This window comes from Variovorax sp. VaC1, assembly GCF_043658315.1.
Classification (GTDB): domain Bacteria; phylum Pseudomonadota; class Gammaproteobacteria; order Burkholderiales; family Burkholderiaceae_C; genus Variovorax.
Genome location: NZ_JBIGLT010000003.1, coordinates 47,295 through 62,026, shown reverse-complemented (window position 1 = coordinate 62,026; position 14,732 = coordinate 47,295). Strand labels below are relative to the sequence as shown.

The window sequence follows — 14,732 nt, the reverse complement described above, 5'->3', positions numbered from 1 at the left end:
AGCCCCAAAGAAAGTCCCGGCCACCGCCATGCTCCGCAAGCTCCTGCTCTCCCCGGCCCTGCGCCCTTTCATCCTGATCCTGTTGCTGCTGGTGCTCTGGGACCTGACGATCCGCCTCTTCAAGATTCCGGCCTACCTGATCCCAACGCCGTGGGACGTCGTGAAGCAGCTGGTGGCCGAATGGCCGCACCTGCTCGCCGAAAGCTGGAAGACCACGCTCGCCACGCTCGGCGGCTTCGGCCTGACCATCCTCATCGGCATCCCGATCGCGATGGTCATCGCCTACTCGCGCGTCGTCGAGTCGTACGTGTACCCGCTGCTGGTGTTCTCGCAGAGCATCCCGAAGGTGGCGATCGCGCCGCTGTTCGTGGTGTGGTTCGGCTTCGGCATCTTCCCGAAGGTGATCAGCGCCTTCCTGCTGGGCTTCTTCCCGGTGGTCGTGTCGACCGTGATGGGCTTCAAGTCGGTCGAGCCCGACATGCTCGACCTCTCGCGCTCGATGGGTGCGAGCCGCTTGCAGACCTTCTTCAAGATCAGCCTGCCGCAGGCGCTGCCGCAGATCTTCAGCGGCCTGAAGGTGTCGGTCACGCTCGCGGTGGTGGGCGCGGTGGTCGGTGAATTCGTCGGCTCCAACTCGGGCATCGGCTACGTGCTGCAGGTGGCCAACGGCAACTTCGACCTGCCCCTGATGTTCGCCGCGCTGGTCGTGCTGTCGAGCATCGGCGTCATTCTTTTCGTCGCGGTCGACCTGATCGAGCGCGTGATGATTCCGTGGCACGCCTCGCAGCGCCACGCGCACTGAGTTCCCTCGCAAATCCAACAAATCCTGGAGACAAGACCATGAAGAAACTGCTTCCCTCGCTGCTCGCCGCCGCGGCGCTTGCTACCTTTGCCATCGCCCCCGCGCACGCACAGGGCGACAAGCCGAAGGACAAGGTCACGCTGATGCTCAACTGGTACCTGTACAGCGAGCACGCACCCTTCTTCCTGGGCAAGGAGAAGGGCTTCTATGCCGACGAAGGCATCGATCTCGACATCCAGGAAGGCCGCGGCTCCGCCGTCACCGCGCAGGCCGTGGCGGCCAAGTCGGCCACCTTCGGCTACATCGACGTGACGACCATGATCAAGGCGGCCGCCAAAGGCGCGCCGCTGAAGTCGACCGGCGTGCTGTTCCAGGTGAGCCCGATGTCGGTCATGGGCTTCACCGAGAAGAACATCAAGACCCCGAAGGACATCATCGGCAAGACCGTGGCCGTCACGCCCGGCGATTCGATGTCGCAGATGTGGCCGCTGTTCCTCAAGGTCAACAATATCAAGCCCGACCAGGTGAAGATCGTCTCGGGCGACGGCCAGACCAAGCTCAATGCCGTGACCAACGGCCAGGCCGACCTGCTGCTGGGCTACGTGATGGACCAGGCCATCAAGCTGCAGGACGCCACCGGCAAGCCCGTGACGCCGATCCGCTTTGCCGACTCGGGCGTCAACCAGATCAGCTCCGGGATCATCACCAACAAGAACCTGCTGACCGAGAACCCCGACCTCGTGAAGCGCTTCATGCGCGCCTCGACCAAGGCCGCCGAAGCGGCCGAAAAGAGCCCCGAGGCCGCCGTCGACGCGATGCTCAAGGCCAACGCCAAGGCCGGCGTGCGCGACACGCTCATCGTCGGCATGAAGCAGAGCGTGGCGCTCTATCACACGAAGGAAACGGCCAACCAGCGCCCCTTCCGCGTGACCATGAAGAACGTCAGCGACTCGCTCGACCTGCTGGTGCAGTACGGCGGCATGGACGCATCCACGCGCGGCAAGCCCGAAGACTACGTGACGCTCGACTTCCTGCCCTGACCGCCCGCCGCTCCTGAACCCGCGCGCCTTTTGCCGTTGCAACCTCTCACGCATTCCATGTCCCAAGTCAACCTGATCGAAGCGCGCGGCGTCTCGAAGATCTACCCCAGCAAGGATGGCCCCGTCGAGTCGCTCAGGCCCCTCGACTTCGCCATCAAGGAAGGCGAGTTCGTCTCCGTCGTCGGCCCCTCGGGCTGCGGCAAGAGCACGCTGCTGAAGATGGTGGCGGGCCTGCTGCCGATCAGTGGCGGCAGCCTCACGCTGGCCGGCAAGCCGATCAAGGGGCCGCAGAAAGACGTAGGCATCGTGTTCCAGAGCGCGGTGCTGCTGCCCTGGCGCAGCGTCGAAGACAACATCCTGCTGCAGGCCGAGATGCGCCATCTGCTCATGGACGCCGCCAGGGCGCGCGCCCGCGAGTTGATGGAAATGGCCGGCCTCAAAGGCTTCGAAGGCAAGTACCCCTGGCAGCTGTCGGGCGGCATGCAGCAACGCGCATCGATCTGCCGCGCGCTGCTGCACGACCCGTCGGTGCTGCTGATGGACGAGCCCTTCGGTGCGCTCGACGCAATGACGCGCGAGAAGATGAACCTGGAGCTGCAGCGCATCTGGATGGCTTCGAAGAAGACCGTGATGCTCATCACCCACAGCATCCCCGAGGCCATCTTCCTGTCGGACCGCGTGATCGTGATGAGCGAGCGGCCCGGCTCGATCGCCGCCGTGTACGACATCGACCTGCCGCGCGCCCGCACGCTGGACATGATGGCCTCGGCCGAGTTCGGCGCGTACACGAAGCTGGTGCGCGCGCATTTCTTCTCCCAGGGCATCCTGGACCACTGAGCGGCACCGATGGACGCGATCCGCTTTCACGTCGAAGAGATCCGCTTCGCCGAACGCAACGTGGCGCTGCGGCTGCCGTTCCGCTTCGGCGCGGCCACCGTCACCGCCTGCCCGCAGGTCTATGTGAAGGCCCGCATTCGCCTGCCCGACGGCCGCACGGCCGAGGGCTGCGCCGCCGAGATGATGGTGCCCAAGTGGTTCGACAAGAACCCCGCGCTGACCAACGAACAGAATTTCGAGCAGCTGCGCTTTGCCCTGCGCGACGCGCGCGAGGCCTACACCGGCGAGGCCGATGCGCAGACGGCGTGGACGCATTTCGCCTCGAACTACGCCGCGCTGCAGGCGCGCGCCAGGGCCAAGGGCCTGCAGCCGCTGGTCGCAAGCTACGGCCCCGCGCTGATCGACCGCGCCCTGCTCGACGCGCTGTGCCTGCACAGCGGCCTGAGCTTTGCGACGGCAATGAGCCGCAACCTGAGCGGCATCGACATCGCCGGCAGCGGCCTGGCCGATGACCTCGCGGGCTTCGACATGCCCGGCTTCCTGGCGAAGCAATCGCCTCGCACGCGCATCGCGGCGCGCCACACCGTGGGCCTGGCCGATGCCATCGACGACAGCGATGCACTGCCCGACGCGCCCGCCGACGGCCTGCCCACGACGCTCGCGGCCGCCGTGCGCCGCTACGGGCTCACGCATTTCAAGCTCAAGCTGTGCGGCAACACCGCGCAAGACATCGACCGGCTCGAACGCATCGCCCGCGTGATCGATGGCCATGCGCAACTGGTCACGCTCGACGGCAACGAGCAGTACGCCGATGCCGATGCCTTTGCCGTCTTTCTCGACCGCATGCTGTCGACGCCCGTGCTGTGGAAGCTCGCGCAGAAGACGGTTTTCGTCGAGCAGCCGATCCGCCGCGATGCAGCGCTGCAACGCGACGTGTCGGCGCTGGGCAAGCGCATTCCGCTGCTGATCGACGAATCCGACGCCACGCTCGACGCCTTCGTGCAGGCCCGCGCGCTGGGCTACACCGGCGTGTCGAGCAAGAGCTGCAAGGGCTTCTACAAGTCGATCGTCAATGCGGCGCGCTGCGCGCACTGGAATGCGAATGCCGACAAGCCCCGCTACTTTCTCTCGGGCGAAGACCTGACCATGCAGGCCGGCATTGGTGTGCAGCAAGACCTGGCGCTGGTTGCGTGGCTCGGGCTCTCGCATGTGGAGCGCAACGGCCATCACTACGTCAACGGCCTTGCGGCCGTGCCCGAGGCCGAGCAGCAAGCCCTGCTGAAGCGGCACCCCGGCCTTTACGAAGCAAGCGATGGCGCCGTGCGCCTCGCCATCCGCGACGGACAGCTCGACCTGTCCTCGCTCGCCACCGCGCCCGGCTTTGCCACCGGCCAACCCGGCGCCGGCATCTCGTGGGACGCCATGCGTTCCGTCTACTGAAGCACCCCTTCTCTCTCTCAGTCTCTCTCGCATCTCAAGGAAGAAAACGATGGCCACCCAACGTCTCGGAATCATCATGCACGGCGTCACCGGCCGCATGGGCATGAACCAGCATCTGATCCGCTCCATCTGCGCCATTCGCGCACAGGGCGGCGTCACGCTGTCGAACGGCGACAAGGTCATGCCCGACCCGATCCTCATCGGCCGCAACGCCGAGAAGATGGAAGCGCTCGCCAAGGCCCACAACATCGCACGCTGGGGCACCGACCTCGACAAGGCGCTGGAGAACAAGGACGACACCATCTTCTTCGACGCCGGCACCACGCAGATGCGCCCCGCGTTGCTGGCCAAGGCCATCCGCGCCGGCAAGCATGTGTACTGCGAGAAGCCGATCGCCACCAACCTGAACGAAGCCGTCGAGATCGCACGCCTGGCCGAAGGCTCGGGCCTGAAGCACGGCGCCGTGCAAGACAAGCTCTTCCTGCCCGGCCTGCGCAAGCTCGACATGCTGCGCCGCGCCGGCTTCTTCGGCCGCATGCTCAGCGTGCGCCTGGAGTTCGGCTACTGGGTGTTCGAGGGTGACCTGCAGCCCATCCAGCGCCCGAGCTGGAACTACCGCAAGGAAGACGGCGGCGGCATGATCCTGGACATGATGTGCCACTGGCGCTACGTGCTGGACAACCTGTTCGGCGAAGTGAAGTCGGTGTCGTGCATCGGTGCCACCCACATCCCCAAGCGCTGGGACGAAGCCGGCAAGCCCTACGAAGCCACCGCCGACGACGCGGCCTACGCCACCTGCGAGCTGACCGGCCACAACGGCGAGCCGGTCATCGCGCAGATCAACATGAGCTGGGTCACGCGCGTGCGCCGCGACGACCTCGTGACCTTCCACGTCGACGGCACCGATGGCTCCGCCGTGGCGGGCCTGTCGAGCTGCCGCGCCCAGTCGCGCGTGGCCACGCCGCGCCCGGTGTGGAACCCCGACGAAAAGCAGACGATGAATTTCTTCGACCAGTGGCAAGAGATTCCGGACTCGCAGGTCTACGACAACGGCTTCAAGATCCAGTGGGAGCACTTCATTCGCCACGTGGTCGAGAACGAGCCCTACAAGTGGACGTTGCCCGAAGGCGCGAAGGGCGTGCAACTGGTCGAGGCTGCGCTCGAATCTTGGAAAGACCGCCGCTGGGTCGATGTGCCCGCGCTGAAGGTCTGAAGAAGCAGAACAAGCCATGGCTCTTTCGCTGACTCTTCCCACCGCGAGCGGATCGCTCGCGCCCTACGCCTTGCGCGGCACCGCACCGGCCAAGCCCGATGCGGGCGTGAAGTTCAACCGCATCGCATACTCGGCCGCGCACGTCGTCGCCGATCCGCTCGCAGCCATCGACCCGTGGTTGCAGTGCGCGGTCGACTGGGACACCACCATCGCCTACCGCCGCCACCTGTTCTCGCTCGGCCTGGGCGTGGCCGAGGCCATGGACACCGCGCAGCGCGGCATGGGCCTGGACTGGCCGACCTCGCTCGAACTGATCCGCCGCTCGCTCAATGCCGCGAAGGACGTGCCCGGCGCGCTGGTGGCTTCGGGCTGCGGCACCGACCACCTGAACATCGACGACGTGAAGAGCGTCGACGACGTGATTCGCGGCTACGAAGAACAGATGGCAGCCATCGAGGCGCTCGGCGGCAAGCTGATCGTGATGGCCAGCCGCGCGCTGGCCCGCGTGGCAAAAAGCCCTGCCGACTACGAGCGCGTGTACGACCGCATCCTGAGCCAGGCGAAGCAGCCGGTGGTGTTGCACTGGCTGGGCGACATGTTCGACCCGGCGCTCGCAGGCTACTGGGGCACGAAGGATGTCGATGCAGCCATGAACACCGCGCTCGGCATCATTGCGGCGCACCCCGACAAGGTCGATGGCATCAAGATCTCGCTGCTCGACAAGGACAAGGAAATCGCGATGCGCCGGCGCCTGCCGAGCGGCGTTCGCATGTACACCGGTGACGACTTCAACTACGCCGAGCTGATTGCCGGCGACGGCTTCGGCAGCGAACCGACGCACGGCAAGAGCGATGCGCTGCTGGGCATCTTCGATGCCATCGCACCGGCAGCCAGCGCCGCGTTGGGCGCACTGGCGCAGGGCAACACCGAGAAGTTCCACGCGATCCTCGGGCCCACGGTTCCACTGTCGCGCCACATCTTCGCGGCGCCCACGCGCTTCTACAAGACGGGCGTGGTGTTCATGGCCTGGCTCAACGGCCACCAGAAGCACTTCACGATGGTGGGCGGCCAGCAGAGCACGCGCTCGCTGCAGCACTTTGCCGAGCTGTTCCGGCTGGCCGATGCGGCCAACCTGCTGGAGCAGCCCGAACTGGCGGTGCAGCGCATGAAGACCTTGCTCTCGCTGCACGGCGTGGAAAGCTGATCGACCCCATGCGCGATTTCTCGCAGAACCACGACTGGCTGTCGATCAACACCGCCACGGTGCGCAAGCAACGGGGCGCCGAGGTGCCGCTGGACCGCATCATCGACCAGTGCGCCGAACGCGGCATCCGCGCGATCAGCCCCTGGCGAGATCAGGTGGCCGCCATCGGGCTCGACAAGGTAGCGAAGCAACTGAAGGCGCACGGCATGGGCCTCTCGGGCTACTGCCGCGGCGGCTTCTTCCCCGCCGCCGATGCGGCGGGCCTGAAGGCCGCGCTCAACGACAACCGCCGCGCCATCGACGAAGCCAGGACGCTCGATGCGCCCTGCCTCGTGCTGGTGGTCGGCGCCCTGCCCGGCGCGCTCGACGGCAAGGCCGCGTACAAAGACATCGGCCGTGCGCGCGGTGAAGTGCGCGACGGCATTGCCGCCTCGCTCGAATACGCCCGCCAGGTCGGCATGCCATTGGCCATCGAGCCGCTGCACCCGATGCAAGCGGCCGACCGTGCGTGCATCAACACGCTGGAACACGCGCTCGACATCTGCGACGAACTCGACGCGGGCAAGAGCGGCATGCTGGGCGTGGCGCTCGACATCTATCACGTCTGGTGGGACCCGAAGCTGCAGCAGCAGATCGCCCGCGCCGGGCGCGAACGGCTGCTGGCGTATCACGTCTGCGACTGGCTCACGCCAACGCGCGACCTGCTTTCCGATCGCGGGATGATGGGGGATGGCGTGGTCGAGCTGAAGAAGATCCGCGGCTGGGTCGAAGACGCGGGCTTCGCGGGGTTCAGCGAGGTGGAGATCTTTTCCAATCTTGATTGGTGGCAGCGGGCTGGAAGCGAAACGCTCGATATGTGTATCGAGCGTCACAAGCAGGCTGTCTAGATTCATTCGGGGCGCGTGCACAGGACACCGGGGACTCCCCTCCGCGAATGTCCCCTGGGGCTTCGCCCCTCCTCCTTTATTTCGCTGCGGGGAGCACCCGATGCCCTGCGCACAAGAAGCGTTGTCGTTGTGCTGACCGATCAGCCACCGCTCTGAACAACGCTCACGCTGGCGGGGTACCTTGCGCAGCGAAATAAAGGAGGAGGGGCGAAGCCCCGGGGGACATTCGCGGAGCAAGGTACCCCGTCGGCGTGAGCGCGCCCCGAAACACCCCGCGCCCCACACAACGCAAAAGCGAAAAACAGCCACCTGTGCTGCAATTCGCCCCATGGCTGACCCGACCCTCGACGACCTGCGCCGCTATGCGGTGGCGCGCACCCTCTTCAAGCCCACGACCCTGCCGGGTGCGATCCGGCAACTCGGCTTCGTGCAGGCCGACCCGATCCGTGCACCGGCGCGCGCGCAAGACCTGACGCTGCGCCACCGTGTGAAGGACTACCGCGCGGGCGATCTCGAAAGCCGCTACACCCGGCTTGCCATCGAGGAAGACTGCCTCGTCAACTACGGCTTTCTGCCGCGCGAGCACCTTGCGCTGATGCATCCGCGCGAAGCCAAGCGCGCATGGGACGCCGACACCCGCCGCAAGGCGGCCGAAGTGCTGGCCTATGTACAGGAACATGGCCCGGTGCATCCGCGCCAGGTCGAACAGCACTTCTCCCACGGCAGTGTGAAGAACTACTGGGGCGGTTCGAGCAACGCGACCACGCGCCTGCTCGACGGCCTGCATTACCGGGGCCTGCTGCGCGTGGTGCGGCGCGACAGCGGCACGCGCGTCTATGAAGCGGTCACGCACGTGCCCGCCGACGACAGCCCCGCCGGCCGCGCGCAACGCGCCGCCGCGTTGATCGCGCTGGTGGTGCGCAAGTACGCGCCGCTCCCGGCCGCGAGCCTGACCTACCTCGTGCGCCTGCTGGGCTACGGCGCGCCGCATCTTTCGGCGCAGACGCAGGCCGCCTTGCGCCAGGCCCGCGAAGAACTCGCCAGTTGCCGCATCGACGGCACGACCTGGTACTGGCCCGCCGATGAAAACCCGGCCTCGCGGCGGCACGCGCCCGACGACGCGGTGCGCCTGCTCGCGCCCTTCGATCCGGTGGTGTGGGACCGCCGCCGCTTCGAGCTGCTGTGGGACTGGACATACAAGTTCGAGGCCTACACGCCCGCGCCGAAACGCCAGTTCGGCTACTACGCGCTGCCGATGCTGTGGCACGACCGCGTGATCGGCTGGGCCAACGTGACGGCGCCCGAAGGCCGGCTGCAACCGGCGTTCGGCTATGCGGGCAAGAAGCCGCGCGACGCCGCGTTTCGCGCCGCGCTCGACGACGAACTGCAGCGCATGACGCAGTTTCTGGCCGGCCGCTGATGCGCCCCTGAGGCGCCCGCTTCTTCCTATAATCACGCCCCTCAGCCAGCCGCCCTGCAAGGGCCCGCCAGCCGTCTTCGAAGGAACGAAGACGACAGCCGCACAGGACCGACGCCATGCCGTCGCGACCGGTGGCTGACACCCCCGCGACGCCACAAGACCCACAACACCAGCCGCTTGCCCGCATCGGGCACGTGGCCGGCCGCGCGCGTCGCGCCCACAACTTGATTCGAGAGAAGCCATGGCACGCGCCGCATGCGTGCCGCAGCCACTCCCCTACCCATCGCAAGACACAGGAGAAGCTGCACATGACATCCAGAAACCGCCAACGATTCCGCCTCTCGCACTGCCGCCGCGCCACGCTCGCCGCCACCGCACTGGCACTGAGCGCCGCCGCGCCGGCCTATGCCGAAGACAAGGACGAAACCGGCGAGCCCCGCAGGGCGCTGCCCACCGTCACCGTGTCGGGCGACGCGGGCGAGACCGCGACCGGCCCGGTGACCGGCTTCGTCGCCAGGCGCGGCGGCAGCGCCACCAAGACCGACACGCCGCTGATCGAAACGCCGCAAGCCATCTCGGTCGTCACCCGCGATCAGATGGAGGCGCAGGGCGTGCTCACGCTGCGCGAAACCACCAACTACACGGCCGGCGTGGTGTCGAGCTACTTCGACAGCCGCGTCGATTCGTTCAAGGTGCGCGGCGGCGACGCGGTGCAGTACCTCGATGGCCTGCAACGCGGCTATGGCATCTACAACACGACGAAGGCCGAGCCCTACACGCTGGAGCGCGTCGAGCTGCTGCGCGGCCCCTCGTCAGTGCTGTACGGCCAGGGCGGGGTCGGCGGCGTGCTCAACCTTGTCTCGAAGCGGCCGCAGGCCGAGACGCAGCGCGAGGTGCAACTGCAGCTCGGCAACTACAACCGCAAGCAGATCGCGGCCGACTTCACCGGTGCGCTCGACACCGAAGGCAAGTGGCTCTATCGCCTCGTGACTGTGGGGCGCGACAGCGGCACGCAGGTCGACCATGTGGCCGACGACCGCGTGGTGGTCGCGCCTTCGCTCACCTGGCGCCCGAACGCCGACACCTCGCTCACGCTGCAGGCGCTCTACCAGAAGGACAAGAGCGGCTCGCTGATCGGCTTCTTCCCGTGGCAGGGCACGCTGCTGCCCTCGCTCTACGGGCCGATCCCGACATCGACCTTCACCGGCGAGCCGGGCTTCGACCGCTACGACTCGCGCAACAGCTCGCTCGGCTATCTGTTCAGCCACCGCCTGAACGACACCTGGACCTTCCGCCAGAACCTGCGCGCGACCGAAAGCAAGGTGATCTACAACACCTCGTACACCAGCTTCGCCGCCAACCGCCTCACGCGGCGGCCCGCGCGGCCGGTGTTCAACGCCGACCAGCGCACCATCGAGCGCGACCTGAGCAGCGACATCAACGGCGGCACGATGCTGCTGCTCGACAACCAGGCCGAAGCCCACTTCAAGACCGGCGAGGCAGAGCACACGCTGCTGGTCGGCGCCGACTTCCAGCGCAACACCACGTCCAAGTGGTCGGGACGCGGACGCGCCGGCGCGCTCGATGTCTATGCGCCGCTCTACGGCAACTACACGCCGCCGACCAGCTACACGCGCTCGCCCGACGTGGTGCAAAAGCAGGTCGGGTTGTACCTGCAGGACCAGGTCAAGTACGGCCGCTGGATCGGCCTGCTGGGCCTGCGCCACGACAAGGCCACCACCCGCACCGAAGGCCGCGCCGCCGCAACCGCCGACGACAAGGCCACCACCAAGCGCGCCGGCCTGATCTACCTGGCCGACGGCGGCTGGGCGCCCTACCTGAGCTATGCCGAATCGTTCCTGCCGCTCGGTGGCGTCGACCTGAACAACACGCCCTTCAAGCCGCAGCGCGGCAAGCAGTGGGAGGCCGGCATCAAGTGGGAGCCCGAAGGCCAGCGCACCTCGTTCATGGCCGCCGTGTACGACCTGCGCGACACCAACCGCAAGACGCCCGACCCGACGAACCCGCTCAACAGCGTGCAGCTCGGCGAGGTGCACGTGAAGGGACTGGAGCTGGAATACAAGGGCAGCATCGCGCGCGACTGGGACTGGATCGCCTCGTACGCCTACACCGACGCGCGCGTGTCGCGCAGCAATGGCTCGGACCTGGGCAAGCGCATCTCGGGCGTGCCCAAGCACACGGCGTCGGCCTGGGTCACGCGCCGCTTCTCCATCGGCGGCGTGCCCGGCTTCTCGGTGGGCGGCGGCGTGCGTTACCTGGGTGAATCGTGGGACGGCATGGACGGCGTGCGCACGCCCTCGGCCACGCTGTTCGACGCGATGCTCGCCTGGGACAACGGCCCGCTGCGCCTGTCGCTCAACATCGCCAACCTGGCCGACAAGGTGCAGCTCACGACCTGCCTGGCGCGCGGCGACTGCTTCTACGGCCAGCGCCGTACAGTGACTGCGAACGCAACGTATCGCTTCTGAAGAAAATCCCCGCGCGGGCGAAGGTCTGGCGCGCTGGCGACATCCTGCGCGCGGGGCCGCTCCTAGAATCGCGCCGTTGTCCGGTTCGCCGGACGACAAGCGTTCTCAGGGCGGGGCGAAACTCCCCACCGGCGGTCATGGCGGCGAAAGCTGCACGAGCCCGCGAGCGCCTTCGGCCTGCGCCAGCAAGCCGAAGGGTCAGCAGATTTCGGTGCGATTCCGAAGCCGACGGTCACAGTCCGGATGAAAGAGAGCGCGAAATGCGGGTCGGCCCGCGCGCTTTTTTTAAACAAGGCGTGCGAGTTGCCCTGTGGTTTCGTGCGCCCTGATTCAGGAAACCTGCTTTCAAGAGGCACACCATGAGTCAGATCAACGACCTTCCCCTCTCCGCCATTGCCGCATCGGATTCGCCGCGCGGCACGCGCATCGCATTCGTCGAGGCGCAGTGGCATTCCGACATCGTCCACCAGGCACGCGACGCCTTTCTCGAAGAGATGGCGCGGCTCGGCGTGGCGCGCGACCTCATCGACATCTTCGATGTGCCGGGCGCCTTCGAGATTCCGCTGCACGCCAAGCGGCTGGCCAACTCGGGCCGGTACGCAGCCATCATCGGCTGCGCGCTGGTGGTCGATGGCGGTATCTACCGCCACGAGTTCGTTGCGAACACCGTCGTCAGCACGCTGATGTCGCTGCAGCTCGAAACCGACGTGCCGATCTTCTCGGCCGTGCTCACGCCGCACCACTTCCACGAGCACGTGGAGCATCGCAAGTACTTCCACCGCCACTTCGCGGTGAAGGGCACCGAAGTGGCCGAGGCCTGCTTCAAGACGCTCGAAGCGCTGAACAAGATCGACGCCCTGCTGGCCGCGTGACAACGGCCCCGCGGCTGCAGTAACCTGCGCGGATGCCCTCATCCGCATCCGCCTCTGCAGACCGCTACACCCTCTACGGCGCCCCCGGCTCGGGCGCCACGCCGATCCATGCCGCGCTGACATTGATCGGCGCGCAGGTCGACACCGTCGACATCGCCACATGGGAAAGCGAGTCCGAGCGCGACCGCGTGGCGAGCATCAACCCGATGCGGCAGGTGCCTGCGCTCGTGCTGCCTTCGGGCGAAGTGATGACCGAGAGCGCGGCCATCCTGATCTGGCTCGGCGACCGCTACCCCGAGGCCGGCCTGTGCCCCGCGCCCGACCACCCCCTGCGTGCGCGCTACCTGCGCTGGATGGTCTACCTGCCGGCCGCCATCTACTCGCTGCTCTGGGTGCGCGACGACCCCGCCCGCCTCGTGCCCGACCCTTCGGCGCAAGCCGCGATGCTCGAACGCTCGGCCGAGCGCATCGCGCATTGCTGGCACCTGATGGACACGCAGATCGACGAGCCCGCGCCCTACCTGCTGGGCGAAAAGCTGAGCATGCTCGACCTGTATGTGACCGTGATGTCGCGCTGGACGCCGCAGCGCCGGCGCTTCTACCGCGTGGCCCCGCGCATGACACCGGTGGTGCGGCGCGTGGATGCCGATCCCCGGCTGGCCGACTTCTGGGCCGCGCGCTTTCCGTTCACGGCGGACCGCGGCGCCCAGCAGAACTGAACACCGCTCCTTTCATCATCGACACCATGACCGCACGCACCCCGACCACCGCCTACCCGATGACCATCTTCCACAAGCCCAACTGCAGCACCTCGCGCAACGTGCTGGGCCTGATCCGCGAAAGCGGCGTGGAACCCGAGATCGTCCTGTACCTGGAAACGCCGCCCTCGAAGAAGAAGCTGCGTGAGTTGGCCAAAGCCATGGGCCTGGGTGCGCGCGACCTGCTGCGCACGAAAGAAGCGCCCTACGAAGAACTGAGCCTGGCCGATCCGAAGTGGAGCGACGACCAGCTCTTCGACTTCATCGTCTCGCACCCGATCCTGCTGCAGCGGCCGATCGTGGTGTCGCCGCGCGGCACGCTGATGTGCCGGCCGTGGGAGCGGGTGCGCGAGATTCTGCCGGCCTGAAGAGCTGGTCGCCCCGGCTCCTGTTCGGTTTCTTTCAGTCGCCGCGCACTTCACGCGGCGCGCCGAGCACCGCACGGTGCAAGCGGTCGGGCACGTAGCGATCCGCCTGTATGTCGGGCGTCACGCCATGCGTGAACACCTCGTCGGTGATCGGCAGAAAATTCTGGTCCCACGCAGCCCATTGCCGGCGCAGCCGCTCGAAGACCTCGGGCTCGCGCGCACGCAGGTTGGCCCGCTCGCGCTGGTCGACGAGCACGTCGAACAGGAACTCGTTGTCGTTGATCTTGAGGTACTTCCAGTCGCCGTCGCGCACCGCGCGCTGCGACTGCGATTTGTAGCGCCAATAGAGCTGCCTCGGATGCACGGGCGCGCTGCCCTCCAGCACCGGCAGGATGTTCTCGCCGTCGCTGGGGTAGTCAGGATGCGCCGCCACGCCCGCGGCCGCGAGCAAGGTCGGTAGCCAGTCCATCGAGATGGTCACCTGCGGCTGAACCTGCGGGGTGAGCCGCTCGCGCCAGCGCAGCAGCGTCGGCACGCGCAGGCCGCCTTCGAGCAACTCGGTCTTCTGGCCGGTGAAGGGCCAGTTCTTGGAAAAGCGCTCGCCGCCGTTGTCGCTGGTGAAGACGACGATGGTGTTGTCGCCCAGGCCGCCCTGGTCGAGCGCCGCCAGCACCTGCCCGACGGCCGCGTCGAGCGCGCCCACGATCTTTCCGTAGGTCTCGAGGTTGCCGCCGTCGTAGTGAAAGAGGTCCTTGAGTCCGCGCGAAACGTGCTCGTCTTCCGGCCCTTCCCACGGCCAGTGCGGGGCCGTGAAATGCAGCGACAAGAAGAAGGGTTTGTCGGGTGTTTCGGCGCGCTCGCGCACATAGGCCACGGCTTCGTCGGCCAGGATCTGGGTGTAGTAGCCGGTGCGCTCGACCGGCACATCACCCTCGTAGAGATCGCGCGGCAGGTCGTCGCCGACACCCGCCTTGTGCGTGAAGTAGTCGACCGCGCCGCCGAGGTTGCCGAAGAATCGGTCGTAACCGCTGCGCTGCGGGCCGTACTCGGGCGGGCGGCCCAGGTGCCACTTGCCGATCAGCGCGGTGTCGTAGCCCGCGGCCTTGAGGAGCGAAGGCAGCGTCGGGTGTTCGGGCGGCAGGCCGAGGCCCTTGCCGTTGGTGGCGATCGGCTCCTCCAGCCCGCCTCGCAGCCGGTACTGGTAGCGCCCGGTGATCAGCGCGAAGCGGGTCGCCGAGCAAACGGCCGAGTTCGCATAGGCCTGGGTGAAGCGCACGCCCTCCGCGGCCAGGCCGTCGAGGTGCGGGGTCGCAAAGCCGGTCTGGCCGTAGACGCCGAGGTCCGCGTAGCCGAGGTCGTCCGCCAGGATGAAGATGATGTTGGGGGTCTTGCTGCTGCTCAT

13 protein-coding genes and 1 riboswitch are annotated in these 14,732 nt (G+C 67.1%); of the genes, 12 read left to right on the top strand and 1 reads right to left on the bottom strand.

The window, feature by feature from the left end:
• Nucleotides 1-28 precede the first annotated feature (28 nt).
• The 12 genes from ACGLHS_RS12405 to arsC all read left to right on the top strand — a co-directional run bounded on the left by ACGLHS_RS12405 (nucleotide 29) and on the right by arsC (nucleotide 13,330).
• A complete protein-coding gene (locus tag ACGLHS_RS12405; protein WP_093246842.1) occupies nucleotides 29-802 on the top strand; it encodes an ABC transporter permease in 774 nt (257 codons plus the stop codon).
• A 38-nt stretch (nucleotides 803-840) separates the two neighbouring features.
• On the top strand, nucleotides 841-1,842 hold the full coding sequence (locus ACGLHS_RS12400; RefSeq protein ID WP_093246841.1) for an ABC transporter substrate-binding protein: 1,002 nt from the start codon (nucleotides 841-843) through the stop codon (nucleotides 1,840-1,842).
• Between the two features lie 57 nt (nucleotides 1,843-1,899).
• Nucleotides 1,900-2,679, top strand: a complete 780-nt coding sequence (locus ACGLHS_RS12395) for an ABC transporter ATP-binding protein (RefSeq protein ID WP_394480013.1) — start codon at nucleotides 1,900-1,902, stop codon at nucleotides 2,677-2,679.
• Between the two features lie 9 nt (nucleotides 2,680-2,688).
• Complete coding sequence (locus ACGLHS_RS12390) at nucleotides 2,689-4,119, top strand: enolase C-terminal domain-like protein (protein WP_394480011.1); 1,431 nt, start codon at nucleotides 2,689-2,691, stop codon at nucleotides 4,117-4,119.
• A 49-nt stretch (nucleotides 4,120-4,168) separates the two neighbouring features.
• Complete coding sequence (locus ACGLHS_RS12385) at nucleotides 4,169-5,332, top strand: Gfo/Idh/MocA family protein (RefSeq protein WP_394480009.1); 1,164 nt, start codon at nucleotides 4,169-4,171, stop codon at nucleotides 5,330-5,332.
• 16 nt (nucleotides 5,333-5,348) lie between these two features.
• On the top strand, nucleotides 5,349-6,536 hold the full coding sequence (locus ACGLHS_RS12380; RefSeq protein ID WP_394480007.1) for a dihydrodipicolinate synthase family protein: 1,188 nt from the start codon (nucleotides 5,349-5,351) through the stop codon (nucleotides 6,534-6,536).
• A gap of 8 nt (nucleotides 6,537-6,544) precedes the next feature.
• Nucleotides 6,545-7,423, top strand: a complete 879-nt coding sequence (locus ACGLHS_RS12375; protein WP_394480005.1) for a sugar phosphate isomerase/epimerase family protein — start codon at nucleotides 6,545-6,547, stop codon at nucleotides 7,421-7,423.
• 328 nt (nucleotides 7,424-7,751) lie between these two features.
• A complete protein-coding gene (locus tag ACGLHS_RS12370; RefSeq protein WP_394480003.1) occupies nucleotides 7,752-8,843 on the top strand; it encodes a DNA glycosylase AlkZ-like family protein in 1,092 nt (363 codons plus the stop codon).
• Between the two features lie 308 nt (nucleotides 8,844-9,151).
• Complete coding sequence (locus ACGLHS_RS12365) at nucleotides 9,152-11,332, top strand: TonB-dependent siderophore receptor (RefSeq protein ID WP_394480001.1); 2,181 nt, start codon at nucleotides 9,152-9,154, stop codon at nucleotides 11,330-11,332.
• A gap of 97 nt (nucleotides 11,333-11,429) precedes the next feature.
• Nucleotides 11,430-11,591: riboswitch (FMN riboswitch) on the top strand.
• Between the two features lie 100 nt (nucleotides 11,592-11,691).
• Nucleotides 11,692-12,204 (top strand): 6,7-dimethyl-8-ribityllumazine synthase, encoded by a 513-nt coding sequence (locus ACGLHS_RS12360; protein ID WP_394479999.1) that lies wholly within the window; start codon nucleotides 11,692-11,694, stop codon nucleotides 12,202-12,204.
• Nucleotides 12,205-12,236: 32 nt separating this feature from the next.
• Nucleotides 12,237-12,923, top strand: coding sequence for a glutathione S-transferase family protein (locus ACGLHS_RS12355; protein ID WP_394479997.1), 687 nt, complete (start codon nucleotides 12,237-12,239; stop codon nucleotides 12,921-12,923).
• 26 nt (nucleotides 12,924-12,949) lie between these two features.
• Entirely contained in the window at nucleotides 12,950-13,330 is a 381-nt protein-coding gene (gene arsC, locus ACGLHS_RS12350) for an arsenate reductase (glutaredoxin) (RefSeq protein ID WP_394479995.1), read from the top strand.
• A 34-nt stretch (nucleotides 13,331-13,364) separates the two neighbouring features.
• Here the strand turns inward: arsC and ACGLHS_RS12345 are convergent, their stop codons facing one another.
• Nucleotides 13,365-14,732, bottom strand: coding sequence for a sulfatase (locus tag ACGLHS_RS12345; protein WP_394479993.1), 1,368 nt, complete (start codon nucleotides 14,730-14,732; stop codon nucleotides 13,365-13,367).

Excerpts from the sequence above, each read along its gene's own strand:
- ACGLHS_RS12405 (WP_093246842.1), top strand. The coding sequence starts at position 29 with ATGCTCCGCAAGCTCCTGCTCTCCCCGGCCCTGCGCCCTTTCATCCTG.
- ACGLHS_RS12375 (WP_394480005.1), top strand. The coding sequence starts at position 6,545 with ATGCGCGATTTCTCGCAGAACCACGACTGGCTGTCGATCAACACCGCC.
- ACGLHS_RS12365 (WP_394480001.1), top strand. The coding sequence starts at position 9,152 with ATGACATCCAGAAACCGCCAACGATTCCGCCTCTCGCACTGCCGCCGC.
- ACGLHS_RS12395 (WP_394480013.1), top strand. The coding sequence starts at position 1,900 with ATGTCCCAAGTCAACCTGATCGAAGCGCGCGGCGTCTCGAAGATCTAC.
- ACGLHS_RS12360 (WP_394479999.1), top strand. The coding sequence starts at position 11,692 with ATGAGTCAGATCAACGACCTTCCCCTCTCCGCCATTGCCGCATCGGAT.
- ACGLHS_RS12390 (WP_394480011.1), top strand. The coding sequence starts at position 2,689 with ATGGACGCGATCCGCTTTCACGTCGAAGAGATCCGCTTCGCCGAACGC.
- ACGLHS_RS12400 (WP_093246841.1), top strand. The coding sequence starts at position 841 with ATGAAGAAACTGCTTCCCTCGCTGCTCGCCGCCGCGGCGCTTGCTACC.
- ACGLHS_RS12370 (WP_394480003.1), top strand. The coding sequence starts at position 7,752 with ATGGCTGACCCGACCCTCGACGACCTGCGCCGCTATGCGGTGGCGCGC.
- ACGLHS_RS12355 (WP_394479997.1), top strand. The coding sequence starts at position 12,237 with ATGCCCTCATCCGCATCCGCCTCTGCAGACCGCTACACCCTCTACGGC.
- ACGLHS_RS12345 (WP_394479993.1), bottom strand. The coding sequence starts at position 14,732 with ATGAGCAGCAGCAAGACCCCCAACATCATCTTCATCCTGGCGGACGAC.
- arsC (WP_394479995.1), top strand. The coding sequence starts at position 12,950 with ATGACCGCACGCACCCCGACCACCGCCTACCCGATGACCATCTTCCAC.
- ACGLHS_RS12380 (WP_394480007.1), top strand. The coding sequence starts at position 5,349 with ATGGCTCTTTCGCTGACTCTTCCCACCGCGAGCGGATCGCTCGCGCCC.
- ACGLHS_RS12385 (WP_394480009.1), top strand. The coding sequence starts at position 4,169 with ATGGCCACCCAACGTCTCGGAATCATCATGCACGGCGTCACCGGCCGC.